A 20,804-nucleotide genomic window follows, 5' to 3' on the forward strand; every position below is an offset into this window, starting at 1 on the left:
GTCAGTGCAGGGTGCGCGGAACGGACAGGGTGAACGCGGGAATCGGCGCCTCGAACCGGGTGCCGTCGTCCGCCAGCATGTCGTAGCTGCCCTGCATGGTGCCGATGTCGGTCTCCAGCACCGCGCCGGAGGTGTACTCGAAGCCGTCGCCAGGGCGCAGCCAGGGCTGTTCGCCGACCACGCCCTCGCCGACCACCTTCTGCACCTTGCCGTTGCCGTCGACGATCGTCCAGCGGCGGCCGAGCAGGCGCGCCGCGACCCGGCCGCGGTTGTGGATCTGCACGGTGTAGGCGAACACGTAGCGGCCCTGCTCGGGCGCGGACTGGTCGTCGAGGAAGCGGGTGGCCACCGCGATGTCGAAGCGGTAATCGGACGAGCTCATGCGCCCATTCTAGCGGGCCCGGCTCACGCGCGCGGCAGTGCGTTCGCCAGCGCCACGAAGCCGGCCACCGGCACCTGCTCGGCACGCGCGTCGGCGCGCAGGCCGGCGGCCGCGATCGCGGCGCCGTCGGCCACGCCCTGCAGCGCGTTGCGCAGGGTCTTGCGGCGCTGCCCGAACGCGGCGCGCACGACGGCGGCGAACACCTCGCGGTCGCGCACCGCGATCGCGTCGGCCGGCTTCGGCACCAGCCGCACCACGGCCGAGTCCACCTTCGGCGCCGGCCGGAACGCGCCGGGCGGCACCGTGAACAGCGGCGTCACCGCGCAATAGGCCTGCAGCATCACCGACAGGCGCCCATAGACCTTGCTGCCCGGCCCGGCGGCCATGCGCTCCACCACTTCCTTCTGCAGCATGAAGTGCATGTCGCGGATCGCGCCGGCGTGGTCCAGCGCATGGAACAGGATCGGCGAGGACAGGTTGTAGGGCAGGTTGCCGAGCAGCCGGATCTGCCCGCGGGCGTCGCCGCCGCGCACGGCCAGCGCGCTGAAGTCCACCCCGAGCACGTCGCCTGCGATCAGGTGCAGGCGCCCGTGCGCAGCGGCCGCGGCCTGCAGCGGGGCGTGCAGGTCGCGGTCGAATTCGATCGCGGTCAGTTCGCCGTGGCGGTCCAGCAGCGGAAAGGTGAGCGCGCCCTGGCCGGGGCCGATCTCCACCAGCACGTCGCCCGGCCGCGGGTCGATCGCCTGCACGATCTTCGCGATCACGCCCCGCTCGTGCAGGAAGTTCTGCCCGAGGTGCTTCTTGGCCGCGGCGGTGAACCCGTGGCTCATGCGGTGTGCCGGCGCCGCGCCAGCTGCGCGCAGGTGGCGATCGCCGCAAACAGGCTGGAGGGGTCGGCCTGGCCGGTGCCGGCGAGGTCGAGCGCGGTGCCGTGGTCCACCGCCACCCGCGGATAGGGCAGGCCGAGGGTGATGTTCACCGCATGCGCGAAGTCGGCGTGCTTGAGCACCGGCAGGCCCTGGTCGTGGTACATCGCCAGCACCGCGTCCACGCCGCGCAGTTTCTCCGGCAGGAAGGCGGTGTCGGCCGGCAGCGGGCCGCGCAGGTGCAGGCCCGCGCGGCGCAGGGCTTCCAGCGTCGGCGCGATCACCTCCAGCTCCTCGCGGCCGAGGTGGCCGTCCTCGCCGGCATGCGGGTTCAGGCCGAGCACCGCGATCACCGGCTGGGGAATGCCGAACTGCGTGCGCAGCGCGGCGTCGAGGATGCGCAGGGTGCGCGCCAGCGCGTCCGCGGTGATCGCCTCCGGCACCGCGCGCAGCGGCAGGTGCACGGTCTGCAGGGCGACCCGCATGGCCGGATTGGCCAGCATCATCACGACGTCGCAGCCGGCCTGTTCGGCCAGCAGGCCGGTGGTGCCGGTGAACGCGATCCCGGCCTGGTTGATCACTGCCTTGTGCACCGGGCCGGTGACCAGCCCGTCGCAGGCCTCGTCCAGGCAGGCGCGCCCGGCCTGGGTGAGCGCGGCGACCACGCTGGCGGCATTGGCCGGATCCGGCCGACCCGCGACCGCCGCCGCCGGGCAGGGCAGTTCGACCCAATGCAACTGCGTGGGCAGCGGCAGGCCCAGGCGTGCGGCGGCGGCGTGCAGCACGCGCGGATCGCCGTACAGGACGAAGTCGGCGCCCCAGTCGCGCTGCAGGGCGCGCACCACCAGTTCCGGGCCGATGCCCGAAGGTTCCCCCGGGACCAGCGCCAGCCGCGGCCGCACGGCCGCCTCTCAGCCGCCGCTGGCGGGCGCCGCCGGCTCGCTGGTGCGCACGTCGACGTAGGCCTCGCCGCGCAGCTCGCGCAGGAAGCGGTCCCACTGGTCCTCGAGCTTGCGCCGGCCGATGGTCTCGCGGACCTGGGCGCGGCGGTTCTCGTCGCCGGCCACCACCTGGCGGCTGCCGGTGCGCTGCACGATCACCCAGCCCTCGTCGGTGCGGAACGGGGCCGAGGTCTGGCCGTCGGCGAGCGCTGCGACCTGCAGGCCGAAGGTGGTGCCATAGGCGTCGGCGGTGAACCAGCCGAGGTCGCCGCCGCGGCGGCGGGTGGCCGGGTCGTCGGAATTCTCGCTGGCCAGCTTGGCGAAGTCGGCGCCGCCGGCCAGGCGCGCGGCCAGGGCGTCGGCCTTGGCGTGCGCCGCGGCGTCGCTGGTCTTGTCGTCGACCTTGATCAGGATCTGGCGCGCGGCGAACTGGGTGACCTTGTCGCCGGCCGCCGGGGCCTGGTTGCGGGTTTCGATCAACTGCACCAGCTGGTAGCCGCTCGGGCCGCGGATCGGGCCGATCACCTGGCCGGGCTGCATCTGCTGGATCGCCGCGGCGAACGCCGGCGGGATCTCGTTGAGGCTGCGCCAGCCGAGGTCGCCGCCCTCCAGCGCGTTGGGGCTGTCGGAATAGCGCACCGCGGCCGCGGCGAAGCTCATCTCGCCGCGGTCGATCAGGCCCTTGACGCCGTTGATCTTCTTCTCGGCGATCGCCAGCTGCTCGGGGGTGGCGCCGTCGGGCACTGCGACCAGGATGTGCGCGAGGTGGAACTGCTGGCTGGCGGTCGTGGCGGCGGTCGCCAGCGCAGCGTCGACCTCCGCCTCGCTGACGTTGATCCGGCCCTGGGCGAAGCCCTGGCGCAGCTTCTGGGTGACGATCTCGTCGCGCAGGTTGTTGCGGAAGCTGGGGAAGTCGATGCCTTCCTGCGCCAGCCGCGCGCGCAGCTGGTCTACGCTCATGCCGTTCTGCTGGGCGACCGCCTGCACCGCGCGTTCGAGCTCCTCGTCGCTGACGGTGATGCCGGCGTCGGTCGCGCGCTGGATCTGCAGGCGGGTCAGGATCAGGCGCTCGAGCACCTGGCGCTCGAGCACGTTCTCCGGCGGCAGCAGGTTCTCCTTGCCGGCGTACTGCGCGCGGATGTTGGCGATCGCGCGGTCCAGCTCGCTGCGCAGGATCACGTCGTCGTTGACCACCGCGGCGATGCGGTCCACCGGCTGCGCCTGCGCCGCCGCCTGCTGCGCCAGCACGGGCGCCGCGGGCAGCAGCGGGGCGGCCAGCAGGGCGAGCAGCAGCGGGCGGGAAAGGCGGCGGAAGGCGGGGGTCATGGCGTGGTGTCGTCGAGGTCCGTCGAGGAAGGCGGCTGGCCGGTGGCGGTCTGCGGCGGCACCAGGTACAGATCGTCCCGATTGTAGCCGAGGATCGCGCGGCGCAGGATGCGCTGGGTGTCCTGCCCGGCCGAGCCCATGCCCTTCAGTTCGAACTCGAACATCAGGGAATTGGCAAGCTGGCCGGCGCGATTGTGCACGTAGCGGCGCGCGACAACCCGAACGGCGATGCAACAGCTGTCCCACTGCACGCCGGCGACGCTCTCCAGGGTCTTGCGGTCGCGCAGCGAGTAGTAGTGGCGGCCGACCAGGCTCCAGTTGGCGTTCACCGGGTACAGGAAGGCCAGGTCGGTCTGCTCGAGCACGCCGCGCCGGTAGCGGTAGCCGAGGTTGACCACGCCCTGCTCCGGCAGCAGGTAGCGCGCGCGCAGGCTGGCCAGATCGGTGCGCTTGAACTTGGGATCCCACTGGTAGGAGGCGCCGATGGTCCAGCGGTCGGTCGGCGCGTAGTTGGCGTCCACCACCCAGGCCGAGCGGCCCTTCTCGGTGATCGGCTCGTTCGGCAGGGTGACCCGCGACGCCGACAGGTAGTGGATCTGGCCGAGGCTGGCGGAGAACCGCTCGCGGCCGTCGGACTGGCGGATGCTGCGGGTGCTGACCGCCAGCGTGACCTGGTTGGCGTCGGCCTGGCGGTCGGCGCCGGAATAGCGGTTGTCGCGGAACAGCTGGCTCCAGCCGAAGGTCAGCGGCTGGGTGTCGAACACCGGCATGTCGGTCTGGTCGGCGTACGGCACCCGCAGGTAGAACAGCCGCGGCTCGATCGTCTGCAGGTAGTCCTTGCCCTTGATCCGGGTCTCGCGGTCGAAGAACAGGCCAGCATCCACGCTCAGGATCGGTTGCCCGCGCGAGGGGCTGCGGCTGCCGAGCTGGCGCGCGAGGGCGTCGTCCAGTTCGTAGGTGGTGTAGCGGTAGGCCAGGGTCGGGGTCAGGAACCAGGCGTCGCCCTCCAGCGGCAGGCTGAGGCCGGGCTTGAGGTCCAGGCGCGCGCCGCCCGGCCGCGCCGGGTGCCAGAAGCGCACCGCCTCGGCGTCCAGCCGCCAGTGCAGCAGGCCGGCCAGCGGGCGGTCGACGTGCACCCAGGCGCGCGGCGCGCGGTCGTAGGGCATCACTGCCTCGGTCAGGGTGAAGTCGGCCAGCTGCCAGCGGTCGGCGGACAGCGCCGCGTCCCAGCCGCGGCCATGGCCGTAGAGGCCGATCTCGCTGTAGGCCGAGTACTGCGAGAGCCCGTCCAGGCTGCTGCTGAAGTCCTCGAGGTAGCGGGTGTCGCTGATCCAGTTCAGGTTGGCGCGCGCCTGCCATTGCGGGCTGACGTCCTGGAACGCCCAGTAGCGGAACATCCCGCGGCTGCGGTCGCGCAGGCGGTCGTGCGGCATGTAGGCGGCCTCGACCGTGCCCTGCCCGCCCTCGACGAGGTAGCGGAACTGCGCGCCCAGCTGCAGCCCGCGCGAGGTCATCAGGCGCGGGGTCAAGGTGGCGTCGTAGTTGGGCGCCAGGTTCAGGTACACCGGCTGCCGCCAGTCCAGGCCGTTGCGGCTGGAGTTGGAGAGCATCGGCATCAGCAGGCCGGTGCGGCGCTGGTCGTCGGTCGGAAAGCGGAACCACGGCAGGTACAGCACCGGGATGCGGCCGATCCGCAGGGTGGCGTCGTGCGCGACCGCGAAGCCGGCCTCGGTGTCGATGTCGATCCGCTTGGCGCGCACCTCCCAGCGCCGGTCCTCGGGCTGGCAGGTCGAGTAGGTGCCGTCGTACAGCACGCCGTCGTTGCCGGTCAGGGTGACCCGGCGTGCGCTGCCGTTGCCGCGCCGCGCCAGCAGCTGGTAGCGCACGTCGTCCACGCGGTGGCTGTCGGTGGCCTGGTTGCCCTCCGCGCGCGCGGCGATGAGGCGCAGGCCGCCGCCCTGGTAGCGGATGCTGCCGACCGCGGTGTAGACGTCCTGGTTGCGGTCGTAGGTGAGTTGGTCGGCGCCCATGAACTGGGTGCCGCGGCGCAGGGTCACGTTGCCCTTGAACACCGGGTTGTCCTCGGTGCCGGACAGGTCGTCGCCGCCGATGTTGATCGGCTGCTCGGCGTTGTCGACCTTCAGTCCTTCCGGGGCCTGCTGCGCATCCGGGAAGGCCGGCACCGGGTCGCGCGCCGGGCACAGCTTCCAGTTGGGCTGCATGTCGCCGGCACGGGCGGGCAGGGCCAGGGCGATGCACAGGGACAGGGGCAGCAGGCGCAGGACCGGGCGCACGGGGGTTCCGTCTGGGGCAAACGAACGGCTAGCTTGCCGGAACCCCGCAGGGCGGGCAAACCGCGCGGGGTCAGGCAGCCAGCGCGCGCACGTGGGCGAGCGTGCATTCGCCGAGCGCTTGCAGGTCGTAGCCGCCCTCGAGGCTGGAGACGATCCGGCCGCCGGCGTGGCGACGCGCGCAGGCGACCAGCTCGCAGGTCAACCAGGCGAAGTCCTCGGCCTCCAGCTGCAGCTGCGCCAGCGGGTCGCGGCGGTGGCCGTCGAACCCGGCGGAGACCAGGAGCAATTGCGGGCGGAAATCGTGCAGGCGCGGCAGCAGCTGCCCGCGCCAGGCGGCGCGGAACGCGGCGCCGTCGGCGCCGGGCGGCAGCGGCGCGTTGCCGAGGTTGCCGACCCCGCGCTCGCAGGCCTCCCCGCTGCCGGGATAGAGCGGCATCTGGTGCGAGCTGAGGAACAGCACGCGCGGATCCGCGGCGAAGATCGCCTGGGTGCCGTTGCCGTGGTGGACGTCGAAATCCACGATCGCCACCCGCGCCAGCCCATGCGCCTCCAGCGCGTGCGCGGCGCCGACCGCGACGTTGTTGAACAGACAAAAGCCCATCGCGGTGTCGGCGGTGGCGTGGTGGCCGGGCGGGCGCACCGCGCAGAAGGCACGCCCGCCGTCGCCGCCGAGCACGGCGTCCACCGCGGCCACCACCGCGCCGGCCGCGCGCAGCGCCGCCTCGCCGGAGCCGGGGCCGAGCACGGTGTCCGGGTCCAGCCGCTGCGGGACGGCCGGCCGCGCATCCAGCACCTGCGCCAGCAGGGCCGGCGCGTGCACCCGCAGCAGCTGGCCGCGGCTGGCCACCGGGGCCTGCCGCCAGTCCAGCCCGGGCAGGCCCGCGCGCAGCGCCTCGAGCAGCGCCGTCAGCCGCGGCGGGCACTCCGGATGGCCGGGACCGGGATCGTGCGCGAGGCAGGCCCGGTGGGTGTAGACCCACACCGGCGTCGCCTGCGGGCCGGCCTCAGCGGCGGGCATGGTCCCAGAGCACCTCGCCGTGGCCGTCCGCGCGCGCCAGCACGCGCGCCAGCACGAACAGCAGGTCCGACAACCGGTTGAGGTAGCCGATCGCCTGCGGCCGCACCGGTTCCAGGCGCGAGAGCGCGACCGTCTCGCGTTCGGCCCGGCGCACCACCGTGCGCGCCAGGTGGCAGCGCGCCGCGGCCTCGCCGCCGCCGGGCAGGATGAAGTCCTTCAGCGGCGGCAGCGGCGCGTTGTAGTGGTCCAGCTGCGCCTCCAGCGCCGCGATGTCGGCGTCGGAGATCGCGGCATGCCCGGGGATGCACAGCTCGCCGCCGAGGTCGAACAACTGGTGCTGGATGCGCACCAGCAGCGCGCGTACGTCGTCCGGCAGCGCACAGGCCAAGAGCAGGCCGAGGCAGGAATTGGCCTCGTCCACGGTGCCATAGGCGGAGACCCGCGGCGCGTCCTTGCCGGTGCGGCTGCCGTCGCCCAGGCCGGTGCTGCCGTCGTCGCCGGTGCGGGTGTAGATCTTGCTGAGGCGGTTGCCCATGGCCGCGGCCGCGCGGGCGCAGGCTCAGGCGGTGCGCGCGCGCAGCGCCGGCACGCGCCGGCGCAGCCACGCGAAGCCGCCGAACAGCAGCCCGGCGTAGACCAGGGTGCCGAGCACGCTCCACTGGAAGAACGGGATGCCGGCCAGATAGGCCGCCAGCAGGCCGCCGGCGGTGCGCGGGTAGAGCGGGCTGGCCAGCCAGGCGCCGAAGTTGGTCACCAGGAAGAACAGCAGCGAGCCGGCCAGGGCATAGCCGAGCACGCGCGCGCCGCTGGCGCGCCCGCGCAGGCCGAAGCCGAGCAGGGTGGACAGCACGATTGCCGCATACACCAGCAGGTAGCCGGCGCTGGCGAAGTAGTCCCAGTAGATCCCGCCGTTGAGCAGGCCGAGCGCGAGGTCGGAGACGAACATCGCCAGCAGCGGCACGGCTAGCGCCCAGCGGCGGTCGGCATAGTAGGCGCCGCCGAACAGCGCGATCGCCTCGATCGGGGAGAAGTTCGGCGGGTGCGGCAGCACCCGGCTGAGCGCGGCCAGCAGGATCAGGCCGGCGAGTACCAGCGGGCCGGGGGCGAGGGGGGCGGAGGAGCGGTTCATCACGGGATGCCTGCGGAACATGCCTGCAAGCCGCTAGCATAGCGCAATGCCTTCCGACTCCCCCGCAGGCCCGCCCCGGCACGATGTGTTGATCGTCGGCGGCGGCCTGGTCGGTGCCAGCCTGGCGCTCGCCCTGCACGGCAGCGGCCTCGACGTGGCCCTGGCCGAGGCCGCCCCGCCCGGCGCGCCGCCGCCGGTGTACGACCAGCGCAACCTCAGCCTGGCCGAGGCCAGCGTGCACGCGCTGCAGGCGCTCGGCGTGTGGGCGCGGCTGGCGGCGCCGGGCGGCCCGATCCGGCGCATCCACGTCAGCCGCGCCGGCGAGTTCGGCCGGCTCTGGCTGGATGCCGCCGACTTCGGGCGCACGGCCTTCGGCCAGGTGGTGGTCGCGGCCGACCTCGGGCGCGCGCTGGAGGCCGGTTTGCAGGCGCTGCCTGGGCTGGTGCGCTACCGCCCGGCGCGCTGCGTCGCGGTCGGCGCGGACGCGGACGGCACGCGCACGGTCGAACTGGACACCGCCGACGGCCCGCGGCGGGTGCAGGCGCGCCTGCTGGTCGCGGCCGACGGCGCCGACAGCGCGGTGCGCGCGGCGCTGGGGATCGGGGTGCGCCGCCATGATTACGGCCAAACCTTGTTCGTGGCCCGCCTGCGCGGCGCGCGCGCGCCCGACGGCACTGCCTGGGAACGCCTGACCGCCGACGGCCCGACCGCGCTGCTGCCGCGCGGCGATGGCCACTACGGCCTGGTGCACGGGGTCGCCACGGCGCAGGCCGCGGCGGTGGCGGCGTTGGCCGACGCCGCGTTCCTCGCGCGGGTGCAGGCGGCGTTCGGCTGGCGCGCCGGGCGCTTCCTCGCGGTCGGCCCGCGCAGCGCCTACCCGCTGGTCGGGGCCGTGGCCGAGACCGTCACCGCGCCGCGCGCGGTGTTGGTCGGCAACGCGGCGCAGAGCCTGCATCCGCTCGGCGCGCAGGGCTTCAACCTCGGCCTGCGCGACGCCCTCGTCCTGGCCGAGGAGCTGCACGCGGCCGCCGCGCAGGGCGGCGATCCGGGCGCGCCCGCGCTGCTCGCCCGCCATGCGCAGCGCCGCGGCGAGGACCGCACGCGCACGCTGGCGTTCTCCGACGGGCTGGCGCGACTGGCCAGCAACCCTGCGCCGTGGCTGGCGCCGCTGCGCAGCGCCGGCCTGCTGGCGATCGCCGCCAGTCCCGCCCTGCAGGGCTGGCTGGTCGGCGGCGCGATGGGCTACCGCGGCGATGTGCCGCGGCTGGCGCGGGGGGCGGCATGAGCCGCGGCGAGCGCCACGATGCGGTGATCGCCGGCGGCGGCGTGGTCGGTGCCGCGGCGGCGCTGGCGTTGGCCCGGCTTGGCCTGCGGGTGGCGCTGGTGGAGGCGCAGCCGCCGGTCCCGGCGGCGGGCGATACGCCCGACCTGCGGGTATATGCCCTGGCGCCGGACAACGCCGCCCTGCTGGCGCGGCTGGGGGCGTGGGAGGGCGTGCGCGCGCAGCGGGTGCAGCCCTACCGGCGGATGCAGGTCTGGGATGCCGGCGGCGGCGCGCCGCTGGTGTTCGATGCCGATGCGCTCGGCCAGCCGCAGCTGGGCTGGATCGTGGAGAACGCCGTGCTGGTGCGCGCGCTGTGGCAGTGCCTGCCCGAAGCCGGGGTCGACGTGCTGGCGCCGGCGCGGATCGCGGCGCTCGCGCAGGAGGACGACGGCGTGCGCCTGCGCCTGGATGACGACCGCCGCCTGCGCGCGCGGCTGGCATTGGCGGCGGACGGCGGCGAGTCGGCCCTGCGGCGGCTGGCCGGGATCGCCGCGCCGGCACACGATTACCGCCAGTCCGGGGTGGTCGCCTTCGTCGCCAGCGAACGCCCGCATGCCCAGACCTGCTGGCAGCGCTTCCAAGTCGGCGGGCCGGTCGCGCTGCTGCCGTTCGCCGACCTGCCGGCGCTGGCGCCGCCCGGGCATCTGGGCTCGATCGTGTGGAGCCTGCCGGGCGCGGAGGCCGCGCGCCTGCTGGCGGAGCCGGAGGTAGCCTTCGCCGCCGCGCTGGCGCGCGCCTTCGGCGGCGAACTCGGCGGGTTCCGGCTGTGCTCCCCGCGCGCGGCGTTTCCGCTGCGTCGGCAGCTCGCCGAGCGCTATGCCGACGGGCGCGTGCTGCTGCTCGGGGATGCGGCGCACCGGGTGCATCCGCTGGCCGGGCAGGGGGTCAACCTCGGCCTGCGCGACGTGGCGGCGCTGGCCGAGGTGCTGCGCGCGGCGCGCGCGCAGGGCCGCGATCTGGCCAGCCCGGCGCGGCTGGCGCGCTGGGCGCGGGCGCGGCGCAGCGCGACCGCGGTGGATGCGTATGCGTTCGAGGCGATCAATGCCGGGTTCTCCGGCGATGCGCTGCTGCCGACCCTGGTGCGCGGTCCGCTGCTCGGACTGGCCGGTCGGCTGCCGCCGCTGGTGCACGCGCTCTGGCGGCACGCCGCGGGGGGCTGAGCGCGGCCTCAGCCGCACGCCCACGGCTGCACATCGATGGGCCGGGAACGGCGAGCGGCCTCCAGGCCCTGGCCCGATCATAGGGCGCCTGCGCGTCACAGCCCATGAAAACGCACCGGCACCCCAAGGTGCCGGTGCGCATGCCGCTGGCTGAGCGGGGGAACATCCCGACCGCCGCGGTGGGGGCGCGGCGGGCGGGTGTGCGGGTCAGTTCTTGCCGGCGATCGGGATGATCGAACGCACCACCACCTTCTGTCCGCTCGGGGTGGTGAATTCCTTGGTCGGCGCGGTCTGCACGAAGCCCTGCTGGGCGTTCGCCGCGACCTGCATATCGCCGGCGGCGCGCATCGCCTCGCGGTCGGCGGCGGCCATCCGCAGCGCGGCGTCGGCGGCGTTCACGTCGGCCGCCACCGCGTTCGCTTCGGCCTTGCGGCGGTCGGCCTTGCGGGTCTTCTTGTGCTTGGCGTGCTTGGCCATCCGCGCATCCTTCATCGCGCGGTTGGCCTCGCGGTCGGCCGCGGCCATGTCGCCAGCGGCGGCGGCGGTGTTGAGGGCGGCCTCGGTGGCATTGACCGCGGCCGCGGCCTCGGCTTGGCGGGTCACGGTCTGCTCGGCGGTGCCCTTCTTCTTGGCGTGCTGCTGCGGTGCCGGCTGCGCGGCGAAGGCGGTGGCCCCGGCCAGCATCAGGGCGGCGAACAGGACGGTGCGCAGCGGGGTGGGGCGGATGTTCATGGTGGACCTCATGGGCGTTCAGGAATGGGCGCGATGGTGACTTGCGGGAACCCGAACCGCGGCGGTGGGGGTTGCCGGATTCGCATGAAGAAATTCCGCCCGCGGCCGTTAAGCGGCCATCGAAAGCGGATGAAACATCGGTCATGTTGCCGCCATCCGCCGGCGGCGGCCCGGTTCAGGCGGATGGCCAGCCAGATGGCGGGGCCGCGCGGCGCGCGTCAGGGGTGGCCCGCGAAGACCGTGATCTCCTCGCGGTCGTGGTACAGCTGGCGGGCGCGCAGCGTCAGTGGCCTGCCTGCCTGCCGCGCGAACAGGTCCAGGCACAGCCGGGTCTCCTGCCAGCGCTTCTTCATCGGCAGCTTGAGGTTGAAGATCGCCTGCCGGCACCAGCCCTCGCGCAGCCAGGTCGCCATCCGCTCGGCCACCCGGCGCGGCTGTTCCACCATGTCGCAGACCATCCAGTCCAGCGGCTGCGGCGGCTGCCAGGAAAAGCCGTCCGCGCGCAGGTGCTGCACCTTGCCGGTCTCCAGCACGTGCGGGCGCAGCGGGCCGTTGTCGATCGCGGTGACGCGCAGGCCGTGGCGGGTCAGCACCCAGGTCCAGCCGCCGGGGGCGGCGCCGAGGTCGGCGGCGCGCATGCCGTCCTGCAGCAGGCGCGCGCGCTCCGCCTCGGTCAGCAGCACCCGCAGGGCCTCCTCCAGCTTCAGCGCCGAGCGCGAGGGCGCGTCCGGGTGCATGCGCAGGCGCGGGATGCCCAGCGGCCACGGCGCGCTGTCGGCGGGCAGGCTGCGGGCGAGCAAGGCGTGGTCGCCGGCGACGCAGCAGACGTGCAGGCGCGGCAGGCGCGGGTCGTCCTGCGCGCCGAGCAGGCCGGCCTTGCGCAGCGCCGGGCGCAGGGCGTTGCCGAGGCTGCGCGCCAGCCCGGCCAGCGGCTTGCCGGCTTCGCTGTCGGGATGCTCCATCACCAGCGCGCCGAACCGGGGCTGCCCGTGCAGCGCCTGCAGCATCGGCGTGATGCGGTCGCCCGGGTCCAGTCCGCGCAGCGCGGCGAGCAGGCGCAGCTTCTGGCGCGCGAACACCAGCGTGGAAAACGGCAGCGCGCGCTCGAGCGCATCGGCGTCGGCCGGGGCAGGGGTGAGGAACAGCACGTAGCCGCTGCCGCGCGTGGTGCGCGCATAGCCGGCCAGTGCGGCTGCGCCGGCGCGTTCACTGAGTTCCGCGGCCAGGTCCGGCTCGAAGCCGGCGCGGCAGTAGGCCAGCAGGCCCTCAGTAATTGGGCCCGCCGAGCTCGCCATAGGCCTTGAGCACCGCGCGCGCGGCGTCGCGCTCGATGTCGCGCACGACCTCAATGCCGCGCTTGCCGAGTTCGCCCACCCAATCCGCCGGGAGCGGGCCCTCGTCGAACGCGGTGAGCGCCTCCACGTCCTCGCTGCGCGCGCCGATCAGCAGGCGGTCGATCCCGGCCCACACGGTGGCGCCGTAGCACTGGCAGCACGGCTGCGCTGAGGTCGCCAGCGTCACCGGGCCGCCCAGCGCGTTCAGCCGGAACTGCTGCAGGCGCTGCTGCGCCAGCATGTAGGCCATCATCTCGGCATGCGCCACCGAGCAGCTCTGGCGCACGACGCGATTGACCCCGATCGCGATCAGCCGGTCCTGCGGGCCGAACACCGCGGCGCCGAACGGGCCGCCGCTGGCGTGTTCGACGTTCAGCCGCGACAGCTCGATCGCGAAGCCCACCTTGGCCGCATCGGTGGAGAAATCACGCCCGGCGAGATCCAGCTCCAGGGCCCACACCGGCAGGGTCAGGTGCAGTTGCACCGGCAGCGGCATTGGCATGGCTCAGCCCTGCGTCGCCCAGGTGTCGCGCAGGGTCACGCTGCGGTTGAACACCGGCGCCTCGGGGCGGTGGTCGTGGCGGTCGGTCACGAAGTAGCCCAGGCGCTCGAACTGGAAGCTGGTCTCCGGCGCGGCCTGCGCGGCGGCCGGCTCCACGTAGCCGGTGACCACGCGACGCGAGTCCGGGTTGAGGTGGGCCAAAAAGTCCCGGCCGTCGGCGCCGCCGTCCGGATCCGGGACCCGGAACAGGCGGTCGTACAGGCGCACCTGCGCGGCCACCGCGTGGCGCGCGCTGACCCAGTGGATGGTGCCCTTCACCTTGCGGTTGGCGCCGGGCATGCCGGGGCGGGAGTCGGGGTCGAGGGTGGCGTGCAGCTCCACCACGCGGCCGTCGGCGTCCTTCACCACCGCGTCGCAGCGCACGATGCCGGCGCCGCGCAGGCGCACCTCGCCGCCCACGGTCAGGCGCTTGAAGCCCGGCGGCGGCACTTCGGCGAAGTCCTCGCGCTCGATCCACAGCTCGCGCGCGAATGGCACCGCGCGCTCGCCCAGGCCCGCGTCCTTGGGGTGGTTGGGGAAGGTGAGCATTTCCTCGTGGCCGGCAGCGAGGTTGGTGAGCACCAGCTTGAGCGGGTCGAGCACCGCCAGCCGCCGCGGCGCGTGCGCGTCGAGGTCGTCGCGCAGCGCGCCTTCGAGGATGGCGATGTCCAGCAGCGAGTTCTGCTTGCTCACGCCCACCCGCTCGACCATCAGCTTCAGCGCCGAAGGCGTGTAGCCGCGCCGGCGGATGCCCTGCAGGGTGGGCATGCGCGGATCGTCCCAGCCGTCCACGTGGCCGGCCTCGACCAGCTGCAGCAGCTTGCGCTTGCTCAGCACCAGCCAGTTGAAGTTCAGGCGCGAGAACTCGATCTGGCGCGGCTTGCCGGCTTCCAGCGGCAGGCCCTTGGCCAGCAGCGGCTGCAGCAACTCGGGATGCCCGGCGAGGTCCACCCGGTCCACGCACCAGTCGTACAGCGGGCGGTGGTCCTCGAATTCCAGCGTGCACAGCGAGTGGGTGATGCCCTCGATCGCGTCGCTCAGCGAGTGCGCGAAGTCGTACATCGGGTAGATGCACCAGGCATCCCCGGTGTTCTGGTGCGGCACGTGCTTGATCCGGTACAGCGCCGGGTCGCGCAGGTTGATGTTGCCGCTGGCCATGTCGATCTTGGCGCGCAGGGTGCGCGCGCCGTCCGCGAACTCGCCCGCGCGCATGCGCCGGAACAGGTCGAGGTTCTCCTCGACGCTGCGCTCGCGGTAAGGCGAATTGCGGCCCGGCTCGGTCAGGCTGCCGCGGTAGGCGCGCACCTCCTCGGGGCTGAGGTCGCACACGAAGGCGTCGCCCTGGCGGATCAGCTTCTCGGCGGCGAGGTAGAAGACCTCGAAGTAGTCCGAGGCGTGGCGCAGGCTGGCCCACTGGAAGCCGAGCCAGCGCACGTCGTCCTGGATGGCGCGCACGTACTCGGGGTCTTCCCTGGCCGGGTTGGTGTCGTCCAGGCGCAGGTTGCAGCGGCCACCGAATTCCGCGGCGATGCCGAAATCCAGGCAGATCGCCTTGGCATGGCCGATGTGCAGGTAGCCGTTGGGCTCCGGCGGAAACCGGGTGCGGATGGCGCTATGCTTGCCGGATGCCAGGTCCTCGCGCACGATCTGGCGGATGAAATCAGTCCGGGCAGAAAGGTCCGGCGTGGGGTGCGACAGGGGATGGGACACGGGCGGGAGACTGGAGGGAAACCCGTTCAGTGTAGCGGATGCGCCGCTCGTCCCGGTTTTGGCGGATTTGGCACGGATCGTGCTTGAAAGCTGTCACAGGGAGGTGGGGCATGCGCACGGTCTATGAAGCCGCCAATCTGATGGATGCCCATCTGGTCCGGCAAACGCTGGAGATCGAGGGCATCCCCGCGTTCGTGCGCGGCGAGGCGCTGACCGGCGGGATCGGCGAGTTGGGTGTGTTCGGGCTGGTGGCGGTGATGGTGCCGGAGCCGGCCTGGCCGCGCGCGTGCGCCTGCCTGCAGGCGCTGGGCCTGGTCGCGGCCGATGCCGGCACGCAGGCCGGCGCCGCCGATCCCGGTCCCGAGCAGGCCGGAGGCGCGGCATGTCCCGGCTGAGGCATTGGCTGCACGGGCTGGGCCTGGCGGCGCTGCTGCTGCCGATGGCCGGCCTGGCCTGGTACGCGGAGACCGGCGGGGCGGGCGAGCCGACGGACGCAGTGCCGGTCCAGGTCCAGTCCGAGCATGCGGTCGGCGACCGCCTGCGCTACCGCGCGGCGCAGGCACGCCCGATCGAGGCCGAACTGCACTTCCGGTTGCCCGAGCAGGGCAACGAGCGCTGGGTGCTATGGCTCTCGCGCGACGTGCTGGACTCCGTCATCGCCAGTGCCCCGGGCTGGTCGCCGCCGCCGCAGGGCCTGCACCATCCGGAGCCGGGCGAGTTCCTGCCCAGCGGCTATGCCTTCCCCCTGCCTGCAGCCTGGCGCGGCGAGCGCCGCGTGCACCTGACGATCGCCGCCGGCGTGCGCGCCGCCCCGCATCCGCGGGTGATCAGCGAGCGCGCCATGCTGCGCCTGCTGGCGCGCGACCGCACCATCGTGGCGGCGGTGTACGCCGCGCTGCTGACCCTGGCGGTGGCCGCGTTGGCCCTGTATGCCGCCGTGCGCGACCGCATCTTCCTGTGGTTCGCGGCCTATGCCGGCGGTGCCTGGCTGCTGGCGCTAGCGGTCAACGGCCACCTGCACCTGCTGGTGCCGTCATCGTGGCTGGCGCTGCTGGCCGGCGGCGGATCCTGGTTCATGCTGATCGGGTTCGGCGCGGTCGGACTGGTGATGGTGCTGCGCTATGCGCGCCCGGCGCGCGCGCTGTTGGCCCCGTTGGCGCGGGTCAGCCAGGTCTATGCCGCGCTGGCGGTGCTGTCGCTGGTAGTGCCGGTTGCCCTCGCCGAGGTCGTGGGCTGGGTCGCGACCCTGTCCTGGATGGTGGCATTGGTGCTGGCGATCGCGCTGGTGTACGGCGCCGCCCGCCGCCGGCAGCCAATGGCGGTGCCGCTGCTGTTGGCGCTCGGGATCCTGGCTGCGACCGGCGTCGCGCACGAGCTGATGCAGGCGGCGCTGCTGCCGGACAACGCATGGACGCGCTACGGCTACCAGGTGGCGCTGGTGCTGGTGTCGCTGCTGCTGTTCGTGGGCCTGAGCAGCCGCATCGGCGAGGTGCGCGCGCGGCTGGAAGTGGAGGCCGGCGCGCGCCGCCTGAGCGAGCAGCGCCTGCGCCGCGAGCAGGTCCGCGCCGACCTCGCTCCGGCGTTGCAGGCGGGCCTGGCCGGGATCGCCGAGGCGGCGATCGCGCCCACTGCGTTCCGGCTGCTGACCGACGCCGCGCAGCGCCTGCTCGGCTGCGGCGAGGCGGTGGTGGTCGCGCACGGCTGCTTCGGCGATCCGGGGCTGCGCGCCTACGGCGCCGACCCGGCTTCGGCGGCGGCGCGCATGGCGATGGGTGAGCGCACCGCGCTGCACGCGCTGGCGCAGGCCGGGGTGCCGCGGCTGGTGCACCTGTCGCGCTCGCAGCGCTACGAGCCGGCGCTGCACGCGGTGGTGCCGCTGGCGCTGCCGGCGCCGGCCTGGGGCGCGCTGGTGGTGCGGCTGCCGCCCGGCTGCGAGCCGGATGCGGCGGAACTGGACGCGCTGGACGGGATGGCGCGGCTGGCCGTGCTGCACGCGCAGGAGGCGTTCGCCACCGCGCAGCTGCGCCGCAGCGCCGACCGCGACGCGCTGACCGGCGTGCCCAACCGCAGCTCGCTCGACCGCATGGCGCAGGACGCGTTCGCCGCCTGCCAGCGTCGCGGCCTGCCGCTGTCGGTCCTATTCATCGACCTGGACTGGTTCAAGCCGATCAACGACCAGTACGGGCATGCAGCCGGCGATCTGTGCCTGCGCGAGGTCGCGCAGGCGCTGTCGGCGCAGCTGCGGCCCGGCGACGTGCTCGGCCGCTACGGCGGCGAGGAGTTCCTGGTGGTGCTGCCGGGCAGCGACGCCGCGGCGGCGCGGGTGCTGGCCGAGCGCCTGCGCCAGACCATCGAGCGGCGGGTGATCGAATGGGAGGGGCGGCGCATCCCGGTCACCGCCAGCATCGGCCTGGCCGGCCTGCGCGACGGCGACCCCGACCTGCGCACCCTGCTGGCGCGCGCCGACAAGGCGCTCTACCAGGCCAAGCGCGAGGGCCGCAACTGCGTGCGCGCCAGTTCCGCTTACGGCGATTGAGGTTCCCCCGCCGCGCAGCGGCATCGCCGTTGCGCAGGCCGCGGATGGCGATGACGCATGTGCCGGGATGCGCCGGTGTGCCGGATCGCGGCAGGTGGCGATACAGGTCAGCGCAACGGGCCGGATCCCGTGTTTGTGCGGGCCGGCCGTGATTGCGCGCGTCTGCTCAGCGCGCCTGCAGCGCGCAGGTGAAGACCAGCTCGCAGGCGCCGGCGCCGCTGTCCTCGCGCGTCAGCGAGCTGCGCCAGCGCCAGCCGTCCGGCGCGTCCAGCTGCACCAGCCAGCCGCGCAGCTGCACCTGCTGGCCGGGGCGGACCGTCGCGAGGGCGGCGGCCACCTCCGCGGTCGCCGGGATCAGGTGCATGTTGGCGCTGTTGCGCACGATCTCCGCTGGCGGCAGCGGCGGCGCACCCTGCCAGCGGTAGTGGTACCAGCGCCCGGACTGGGTGATGGCCAGCCGGGTGAGTACCGCGTCTTCGGTCATCCGCCCCCAGCCGAGGGCGAGGTCGGTCGGGGCGTAGCGGGCTTCGCGCCCGTGCCGGTAGTCGGCGCGGCCGAGCACGCGCGCCTGCAGCGCCACGCTGGCCAGCGGGGTGGCGTGGGCATCGGCGATGGCCGGCAGCCGCAGCCAGCGCGTCGGCGCGGATTGCCAGACGCCGGTGCCGGCCGCGGAGTCCGGCCATGCCGGGCATTCCGCGGCGATCCTGGGCGTGGGCGGCGGCGGCGTCGGGCGCGGCCGCAGCGCCAGCCACCAGGCCGCGGCGCAGGCCAGGGCCAGCAGCGCGATCGCGGTGCGCGCGCTCAGGCGCACCCGCCGACGGGGGCTTGCAACTGCTGCTGCGCGACCTCCGCGATCTGCGCCGCCAGCTGCTGCAGGAACCCGTCCAGCGCCGACGACTTGCGCCACACCAGCGCGATCCGCCGGGTCGGCGGATGCGAGGCGAACGGCAGCAGGCAGATCGAGGCCGGCTGCGCGATCGCGGCGTGCACGGCGAGCGCCGGCAGCAGGGTCACCCCGACCCCGGCGGCGACCATCTGGCGCAGCGTCTCCAGGCTGGTGGCGCGGAAGCCGGATTTCTCGCGCGCGCCGGACAGCCGGCACACGTCCAGCGCCTGGTCGCGCAGGCAGTGCCCGTCCTCCAGCAGCAGCAGGGTCTCCTCGGCCAGCGCCTCGATCGCCAGCGGGTCGCGCCGCCCGGCCAGCCGGTGCTGCTGCGGGACCGCCAGCAGGAACGGCTCCTCGAACAGGAACTGCGCGTGCAGCTGGTCGTCGTGCACCGGCAGCGCCAGCAGGGCGGCGTCCAGCTTGCCCTCGCGCAGGCGCTGCAGCAGCTCGTCGCTCTTTTCCTCCACCAGCAGCAGCTCCAGCCGCGGGAAGCGCGTGCGCAGGCGCGGCACCACGTGCGGCAAGAGGTAGGGGCCGAGGGTCGGGAACACGCCCAGGCGCAGGGTGCCGGAGCCGGGGTCGCGGCTGCGCCGCGCGGCCTCGCGCATCTCCTCGACCTCGGCGATGATCCGGCGCGCGCGCTGCACCACCTCCTGCCCGGCCGCGGTCAGCATGACCTTGCGCGGGGCGCGCTCGATCAGCACCACCCCCAACTCGTCCTCCAGCTTGCGCAGCTGGGTGGACAGCGTGGGCTGGCTGACGAAACAGGCATCGGCGGCCTTGCCGAAGTGGCGCAGGTCGGCCAAGGCCACCAGGTACTTGAGATCGCGCAGGTTCATGCCGGGTCCGGAGGGCGTGCGCCGGCCATCATGCCGCATCGCCGCCTGGCGCGGGCGCCCGCCTCATGCCGCCCGCGCGGCACCCGCCGGGGTGCGGATCAGGTGGTCGAAGGCGGACAGGGCGGCGGTGGAACCGGCGCCCATCGCGACCACGATCTGCTTGTAGGGCGCGGTGGTGGCGTCGCCGGCGGCGAACACCGCGGGCAGCGAGGTCTGGCCGCGGTCGTCGATCACGATCTCGCCGCGCGGCGACAGCTTCAGCGCGCCCTTCAGCCACTCGGTGTTGGGCAGCAGGCCGATCTGCACGAACACGCCGTCCACCGCCAGCTCGTGGTGGCGGGCAGTGCCGCGCTCCAGCCAGCGCAGGCCGGTCAGGCGCCGGCCGTCGCCCAGCATCTCGGTGGTCTGGGCGTTCACCCGCACGCGCACGTTGGGCAGGCTGTGCAGCCTGCGCTGCAGCACCGCGTCCGCGCGCAGCGTGCCCTCGTATTCCAGCAGGGTGACCTGGGAAGCGACGCCTGCGAGGTCGATCGCCGCCTCCACGCCCGAGTTGCCGCCGCCGATCACCGCCACCGGCTTGTCCTTGAACAGCGGGCCGTCGCAGTGCGGGCAGTAGGTGACGCCGCGGGTGCGGTACTCGGCCTCGCCGGGCACGCCGGTCTGGCGCCAGCGCGCGCCGGGCGCCAGCACCACGCTGCGTGCGCGCAGGGTGGCGCCGCTGTCCAGCGCGATCCGCAGCAGCCCGTCCTCGCCGGCCGGGTGCAGTGCGTCCGCGCGCTGGCCCAGCATCAGATCCACCCCGTACTGGCGCACGTGCGCCTCCAGCGCGGTGGCCAGCTTCGGGCCTTCGGTGTATTCGACCGAGGGGAAGTTCTCGATCGCCAGCGTGTCCAGTACCTGGCCGCCGAAGCGCTCGGCCACCAGCCCGGTGCGGATGCCCTTGCGCGCGGCATAGACCGCCGCCGCCGCGCCGGCCGGGCCGCCGCCGACGATCAGCATGTCGAAGGGCTCACGCTCGGCCAGCGCCGCGGCGGTGCGCGCGGCCGCGCCGGTGTCGAGCCGGGCGAGGATCTGCTCCACGCCCATGCGCCCGGTCTCGAACGGCTGGCCGTTGAGGTAGACGGTCGGCACCGACAGGATCTGGCGCGCCTCCACCTCGTCGCGGAACAGCGCGCCGTCGATCGCCACGTGGCGGATGCGCGGATTGAGCACGCTCATCGCGTTCAGCGCCTGGACCGTGTCCGGGCAGCTCTGGCAGTGCAGCGACATGTAGGTTTCGAAGCGGTAGTCGCCGTCCAGCGCGCGCACCTGCGCGGCCAGCGCCTCGTCGATCTTCACCGGATGCCCGCCGACCTGCAGCAGGGCCAGCACCAGCGAGGTGAACTCGTGGCCCAGCGGGACCGCCGCGAAGCCGACCTGCACGTCGCTGCCGGCGCGGCGGATCAGGAACGAAGGCTTGCGCGCATCATCGCCGGCGACGCGGCGGATCTTCGGCGAGAGCGCGGCGATCTCGTCCAGCAGCGCGTCCAGTTCGCGCGCGGCCGACGAGTCGTCCAGGCTGGCGACCAGTTCGATCGGCTGCTGGATGCGCTCCAGGTAGCCGGCCAGTTGGGTCTTGAGTTCGGCGTCGAGCATGCGGGACTCCGGCGGTGGCGACGCGGCGCGCCGCAGCAGCGGGATGTAAGGGAGGAAACGGGGCTGCGGCCAGCCGCGCGCGGCGGGGCTGGCCGCAGCCCCTTCCCGCAGGGGGAAGGGGGACGGGCCGCGGACGGCACGGGGCCGCCCG

General features: G+C 74.0%; 19 protein-coding genes. 4 read left to right on the forward strand and 15 right to left on the reverse strand.

Going from position 1 to position 20,804, the window contains the following annotated elements; all coding sequences use genetic code 11:
- Window position 1: 1 nt before the first annotated feature.
- The 8 genes from apaG to ML340_RS01980 form a co-directional block, all read right to left on the reverse strand.
- Window positions 2-382 (reverse strand): Co2+/Mg2+ efflux protein ApaG, encoded by a 381-nt coding sequence (apaG, locus tag ML340_RS01945; RefSeq protein ID WP_240096113.1) that lies wholly within the window; start codon window positions 380-382, stop codon window positions 2-4.
- A gap of 23 nt (window positions 383-405) precedes the next feature.
- A complete protein-coding gene (gene rsmA, locus ML340_RS01950; protein ID WP_240096115.1) occupies window positions 406-1,212 on the reverse strand; it encodes a 16S rRNA (adenine(1518)-N(6)/adenine(1519)-N(6))-dimethyltransferase RsmA in 807 nt (268 codons plus the stop codon).
- Complete coding sequence (gene pdxA / locus ML340_RS01955; RefSeq protein ID WP_240096117.1) at window positions 1,209-2,150, reverse strand: 4-hydroxythreonine-4-phosphate dehydrogenase PdxA; 942 nt, start codon at window positions 2,148-2,150, stop codon at window positions 1,209-1,211. The genes rsmA and pdxA overlap by 4 nt, the downstream gene beginning before the upstream one ends.
- 9 nt (window positions 2,151-2,159) lie before the next feature.
- Window positions 2,160-3,515, reverse strand: coding sequence for a peptidylprolyl isomerase (locus tag ML340_RS01960; protein ID WP_240096119.1), 1,356 nt, complete (start codon window positions 3,513-3,515; stop codon window positions 2,160-2,162).
- Window positions 3,512-5,809: an LPS-assembly protein LptD gene (gene lptD / locus ML340_RS01965; protein WP_240096121.1), complete on the reverse strand. Its 2,298-nt coding sequence runs from the start codon at window positions 5,807-5,809 to the stop codon at window positions 3,512-3,514. Before lptD ends, ML340_RS01960 begins: the two co-directional genes overlap by 4 nt.
- A 70-nt stretch (window positions 5,810-5,879) precedes the next feature.
- Complete coding sequence (locus tag ML340_RS01970; RefSeq protein ID WP_240096237.1) at window positions 5,880-6,791, reverse strand: histone deacetylase family protein; 912 nt, start codon at window positions 6,789-6,791, stop codon at window positions 5,880-5,882.
- A gap of 22 nt (window positions 6,792-6,813) precedes the next feature.
- Complete coding sequence (locus ML340_RS01975) at window positions 6,814-7,362, reverse strand: cob(I)yrinic acid a,c-diamide adenosyltransferase (protein WP_240096123.1); 549 nt, start codon at window positions 7,360-7,362, stop codon at window positions 6,814-6,816.
- A 24-nt stretch (window positions 7,363-7,386) separates the two neighbouring features.
- On the reverse strand, window positions 7,387-7,956 hold the full coding sequence (locus ML340_RS01980) for a DUF6580 family putative transport protein (protein WP_240096125.1): 570 nt from the start codon (window positions 7,954-7,956) through the stop codon (window positions 7,387-7,389).
- Window positions 7,957-8,002: 46 nt separating this feature from the next.
- Between ML340_RS01980 and ubiH the strand changes: the two genes are divergently transcribed.
- On the forward strand, window positions 8,003-9,241 hold the full coding sequence (ubiH, locus tag ML340_RS01985; protein ID WP_240096127.1) for a 2-octaprenyl-6-methoxyphenyl hydroxylase: 1,239 nt from the start codon (window positions 8,003-8,005) through the stop codon (window positions 9,239-9,241).
- Window positions 9,238-10,440 (forward strand): FAD-dependent monooxygenase, encoded by a 1,203-nt coding sequence (locus ML340_RS01990; protein ID WP_240096129.1) that lies wholly within the window; start codon window positions 9,238-9,240, stop codon window positions 10,438-10,440. Before ubiH ends, ML340_RS01990 begins: the two co-directional genes overlap by 4 nt.
- Window positions 10,441-10,647: 207 nt before the next feature.
- Here the strand turns inward: ML340_RS01990 and ML340_RS01995 are convergent, their stop codons facing one another.
- The 4 genes from ML340_RS01995 to ML340_RS02010 all read right to left on the reverse strand — a co-directional run bounded on the left by ML340_RS01995 (window position 10,648) and on the right by ML340_RS02010 (window position 14,757).
- Window positions 10,648-11,172, reverse strand: a complete 525-nt coding sequence (locus tag ML340_RS01995) for a hypothetical protein (protein ID WP_240096131.1) — start codon at window positions 11,170-11,172, stop codon at window positions 10,648-10,650.
- A 218-nt stretch (window positions 11,173-11,390) separates the two neighbouring features.
- Entirely contained in the window at window positions 11,391-12,467 is a 1,077-nt protein-coding gene (gene rlmM, locus ML340_RS02000; protein WP_240096133.1) for a 23S rRNA (cytidine(2498)-2'-O)-methyltransferase RlmM, read from the reverse strand.
- Entirely contained in the window at window positions 12,439-13,002 is a 564-nt protein-coding gene (locus ML340_RS02005; protein WP_338064401.1) for a nucleoside deaminase, read from the reverse strand. The genes rlmM and ML340_RS02005 overlap by 29 nt, the downstream gene beginning before the upstream one ends.
- A 9-nt stretch (window positions 13,003-13,011) precedes the next feature.
- Window positions 13,012-14,757 (reverse strand): glutamine--tRNA ligase/YqeY domain fusion protein, encoded by a 1,746-nt coding sequence (locus ML340_RS02010; protein ID WP_240096137.1) that lies wholly within the window; start codon window positions 14,755-14,757, stop codon window positions 13,012-13,014.
- 110 nt (window positions 14,758-14,867) lie between these two features.
- On the opposite strand from ML340_RS02010, the gene ML340_RS02015 reads away from it, so the two are divergent.
- Window positions 14,868-15,152 (forward strand): putative signal transducing protein, encoded by a 285-nt coding sequence (locus ML340_RS02015; protein ID WP_240096139.1) that lies wholly within the window; start codon window positions 14,868-14,870, stop codon window positions 15,150-15,152.
- On the forward strand, window positions 15,140-17,293 hold the full coding sequence (locus tag ML340_RS02020; RefSeq protein WP_240096141.1) for a diguanylate cyclase: 2,154 nt from the start codon (window positions 15,140-15,142) through the stop codon (window positions 17,291-17,293). The genes ML340_RS02015 and ML340_RS02020 overlap by 13 nt, the downstream gene beginning before the upstream one ends.
- Before the next feature lie 166 nt (window positions 17,294-17,459).
- Here ML340_RS02020 and ML340_RS02025 read toward each other — a convergent pair whose 3' ends face one another.
- The 3 genes from ML340_RS02025 to ahpF form a co-directional block, all read right to left on the reverse strand.
- Window positions 17,460-18,104: a hypothetical protein gene (locus tag ML340_RS02025; protein ID WP_240096143.1), complete on the reverse strand. Its 645-nt coding sequence runs from the start codon at window positions 18,102-18,104 to the stop codon at window positions 17,460-17,462.
- A complete protein-coding gene (gene oxyR, locus ML340_RS02030; protein WP_240096145.1) occupies window positions 18,095-19,018 on the reverse strand; it encodes a DNA-binding transcriptional regulator OxyR in 924 nt (307 codons plus the stop codon). The genes ML340_RS02025 and oxyR overlap by 10 nt, the downstream gene beginning before the upstream one ends.
- Before the next feature lie 63 nt (window positions 19,019-19,081).
- A complete protein-coding gene (ahpF, locus tag ML340_RS02035; protein ID WP_240096147.1) occupies window positions 19,082-20,653 on the reverse strand; it encodes an alkyl hydroperoxide reductase subunit F in 1,572 nt (523 codons plus the stop codon).
- Between the last annotated feature and the right edge of the window lie 151 nt (window positions 20,654-20,804).

The sequence above is a fragment of the Thermomonas flagellata genome, from assembly GCF_022419185.1.
GTDB classification, from domain to species: Bacteria; Pseudomonadota; Gammaproteobacteria; order Xanthomonadales; family Xanthomonadaceae; genus Thermomonas; species Thermomonas flagellata.